We start from the raw sequence: 3,620 nt of genomic DNA on the forward strand, positions 1-3,620 counted from the left end.
GGCTGGTACGCGCCGCCGCTCGACGCGAAGCAGTTGCAGCGTTATTCGATCGAACAGCTCGCAGGCTATCTGCACGCCGGCGCGGGCGACCACGGCGCCGCGTATGGACCGATGGCCGAGGTCGCGTATCGCAGCCTGCAGTTCCTGACCGAGGAAGATGCCGCCGCGATGGCGCGCTATCTCAAGGACGTGCCGGCGCGGCCCGCGCGCAGGACGGAATTCACCCTGCTGCCCGAACCACCGCGCCAGCAGGCCGTCGTCGGCAACGGCGCGGAAATCTATCGGCATGGCTGCGCCGACTGCCACGGCAAGGATGGTGAAGGCAAGAGCGGACAGTTCCCGGCGCTGCACGACGCGGTCGCGGCGACCGCGCCCGATCCGATCAATGCCGTGCGCATGGTGTTATACGGCGGCTTCGCCGCGGCGACCACGCACAACCCGCAGCCGTACTCGATGCCGCCGTTCGTGCAGCAGCTGAGCCCGGCCGAGATCGCCGCGGTGGCCAACTACGTGCGCGAAACCTTCGGCGGCCGTCGCTCGCAGCTGACCGCAGCCGATGTCGAAGCGATGCACGGCATCGTGCTGGACTAGGGAAAGCGCAGATGCCCGCAAACGTCCAGACCGATCTCGCCTTCATCCTGTTCCTGCCCGCGTTCTGCATCGTCGGCGCGCTGTACTGCTTCTATCCGCGCACGCCGCGTCACGCATTGCGCTGGATCGCCGATCTTGCCGTGCTCGCATTCGCCGCGGTCGTGAGCGTGGTCGCCACGCGCTGGGGTTTCCGCACCGCGACGGGCGTCGGCGGCGCGCTGTGGAAACAGGTGCTGGCCACGCTGCTCGCGTTCGCCTGCTTCTTCGGCTTCGTCGGCATTGGCGCGCTCGTGCGCCGGCCATGGCTGCGCCGGACGCCTTAGCACCCGACTTAACCACTTCCAGAATCTGCCCTCAAGGCGTAGCGAGCGAAGAGAATTTGCGTGTCGCCGGAGCGCAGGAACCGGAGTGTACGTATCAGTACATGAGGATTCCGAGCACCGCCGGCGCGCAAATTATCGAGCGCAGTAGCTTTGAGGGCAGATTCTCAGCCGCGGAACACGAATCCGCCGCGCTTGGTCTCGTCCTCGACCAGTTCGACATCGCCCAGGCCCTGCGCAAGCGAGACCGCGTCGCCGCCCTGCGCGAGCTTGATCTTGAGGCGCACCTCGTTGGCCGAGTCGGCGTAGCGCAGCGCATCTTCGTAGGAAATCTCGCCGGCATGGTAGAGCGCGACGAGGCTCTGGTCGAAAGTGCACATGCCGAGGTTGGTCGACTCCTTCATCACGTCCTTGAGCTTGTGGATTTCGCCCTTGCGGATGTAGTCGGCGATCAGCGGCGTGCCGAGCATGACCTCGATCGCGACGCGGCGGCCCTTGCCGTCGGGCGTCGGAATGAGCTGCTGCGCGACCACGCCCTTCAAGTTGAGCGAGAGGTCCATGAACAGCTGGTTGCGCCGATCCTCGGGGAAGAAGTTGATGATGCGGTCCATCGCCTGGTTGGCGTTGTTCGCATGCAGAGTGCACAGCACCAGGTGACCGGTTTCGGCGAACGCGATCGCGTGTTCCATCGTCTCGCGCGTGCGCACCTCGCCGATCATGATGACGTCGGGCGCCTGGCGCAGCGTGTTCTTCAGCGCGTTTTCCCACGAGTCGGTGTCGATGCCGAGTTCGCGCTGGGTGACGATGCAGCCGCCGTGCTGATGCACGTATTCGATCGGATCCTCGATCGTGATGATGTGGCCGGTCGAATTCTGGTTGCGATAGCCGATCATCGCCGCCAGCGAGGTCGACTTGCCGGTGCCGGTCGCGCCGACGAAGATGATGATGCCGCGCTTGGTCATCGCCAGCTGCTTGATGATCGGCGGCAGGTTGAGTTCTTCGGTGGTCGGGATCTTGCCCTCGATCCGGCGCAACACCATGCCGACGTTGCTGCGCTGGTAGAAGCAGCTCACGCGGAAACGGCCGACGCTGGCGAGCGCGATCGCGAACTGGCACTCGTGGGTCTTCTCGAACTCCTCGCGCTGCGAGGGCGTCATCACGCTGAGCACGAGGTCGCGCGACTGCTGCGGCGTCAGCGCCTCCTTGGTGATCGGCCCGATGCGTCCGGCGATCTTGATCGAAGGCGGCAGGCCGGCGGTGATGAACAAGTCCGACGCCTTCTTGTGCACCATCAGCTTGAGGTAGGAGTTGAAATCGGCTGGGCTCATGGTGATTCCTTGTTCAGATGTTCATGAACGACGTGGCGATTACTTGAACACGTCCTTGTTCTTGGCATACGTCGCCGCTTCGTGGCGCGTGACATGGCCGCGCTTGACCAGGTCCTGCAGGCACTGATCGAGCGTCTGCATGCCGAACTGGCTGCCGGTCTGGATCGTCGAATACATCTGCGCGACCTTGTCCTCGCGGATCAGGTTGCGGATCGCGGGGATGCCGACCATGATCTCGTGCGCGGCGATGCGCCCACCGCCGACCTTCTTCAGCAGCGACTGCGAGATCACCGCGCGCAGCGACTCGGACAGCATCGAGCGCACCATCGGTTTTTCGCCGGCCGGGAACACGTCGATGATGCGGTCGATCGTCTTCGCCGCGCTCGAGGTATGCAGTGTGGCGAACACGAGATGGCCGGTCTCGGCCGCGGTCAGGGCGAGGCGGATCGTTTCGATGTCGCGCATTTCGCCGACGAGGACGTAGTCTGGGTCTTCGCGCAGTGCCGAGCGCAGCGCCTCGTTGAACCCGTGCGTGTCGCGATGCACCTCGCGCTGGTTGATCAGGCATTTGTTCGCGGTGTGCACGAATTCGATCGGGTCCTCGATCGTGAGGATGTGGCCGTATTCGTTCTTGTTGATGTGATCGACCATCGCCGCCAGCGTCGTCGACTTGCCCGAACCGGTCGGCCCGGTGACTAGGATCAGGCCCTGCGGCTGTTCGATCAGTTCGCGGAACACCTTCGGCGCGCCGAGATCGTCAAGCGAGAGCACCTCGGACGGAATCGTGCGGAACACCGCGCCGGCGCCGCGGTTCTGGTTGAACGCGTTGACGCGGAAGCGCGCCAGACCGGCGATCTCGAACGAGAAGTCGATCTCGAGGAATTCCTCGTAGTCGCGGCGCTGCTTGTCCGACATGATGTCGTAAACCAGCGCGTGCACCTGTTTGTGCTCGAGCGCCGGCATGTTGATGCGGCGCACATCGCCGTCGACGCGGATCATCGGCGGCAGCCCCGCCGACAGGTGCAGATCCGACGCCTTGTTCTTGATCGAGAATGCCAGCAGTTCCGCTATGTCCACGTCCTTCCCCTCGACACTTGCTGTGGTCCGCGGCACGAGTATAACGTGCGGAACAGACAACGATGTGTGGGGCACCTCGAAAAACCTACTGCGCTCGACAATTTGCGCGCCGGCGGTGCTCGGAATCCTCATGTACTTCCACGTACACTCCGGTTCCTGCGCTCCGGCGCCGCGCAAATTCTCTTCGCTCGCTACGGTTTTTCGCGGGGCCCCGCGGGGATTCATGGATTCGAGCGGAAATTACCGGGCCGTCTGCGAGCGCATCGCCGCTGCGGCCCAGCGCGCCGGGCACGACGTCGCCCTG

The 3,620-nt window shown here is 64.4% G+C and carries 4 protein-coding genes; 2 read left to right on the plus strand and 2 right to left on the minus strand.

Annotated features, from left to right (window positions below):
• The coding region (locus VF497_RS08890) for a cytochrome c (RefSeq protein ID WP_330887798.1) at window positions 1–591 on the plus strand (591 nt) is incomplete at its 5' end.
• Window positions 592–602: 11 nt separating this feature from the next.
• Window positions 603–914 carry a hypothetical protein gene (locus VF497_RS08895; protein WP_330887800.1) on the plus strand — a complete coding sequence of 104 codons (312 nt, stop codon included), beginning with the start codon at window positions 603–605 and terminating at the stop codon, window positions 912–914.
• 164 nt (window positions 915–1,078) lie between these two features.
• On the opposite strand, the gene VF497_RS08900 is transcribed toward VF497_RS08895, so the two are convergent.
• Window positions 1,079–2,239 carry a PilT/PilU family type 4a pilus ATPase gene (locus VF497_RS08900; protein ID WP_330887802.1) on the minus strand — a complete coding sequence of 387 codons (1,161 nt, stop codon included), beginning with the start codon at window positions 2,237–2,239 and terminating at the stop codon, window positions 1,079–1,081.
• Window positions 2,240–2,278: 39 nt separating this feature from the next.
• The gene (locus VF497_RS08905) at window positions 2,279–3,316 is read right to left on the minus strand and encodes a type IV pilus twitching motility protein PilT (RefSeq protein ID WP_330887804.1); all 1,038 of its coding nucleotides are present in this window, start codon (window positions 3,314–3,316) and stop codon (window positions 2,279–2,281) included.
• Window positions 3,317–3,620 lie beyond the last annotated feature (304 nt).

Source organism: Rudaea sp., from assembly GCF_036383415.1.
GTDB lineage: Bacteria > Pseudomonadota > Gammaproteobacteria > Xanthomonadales > Rhodanobacteraceae > Rudaea.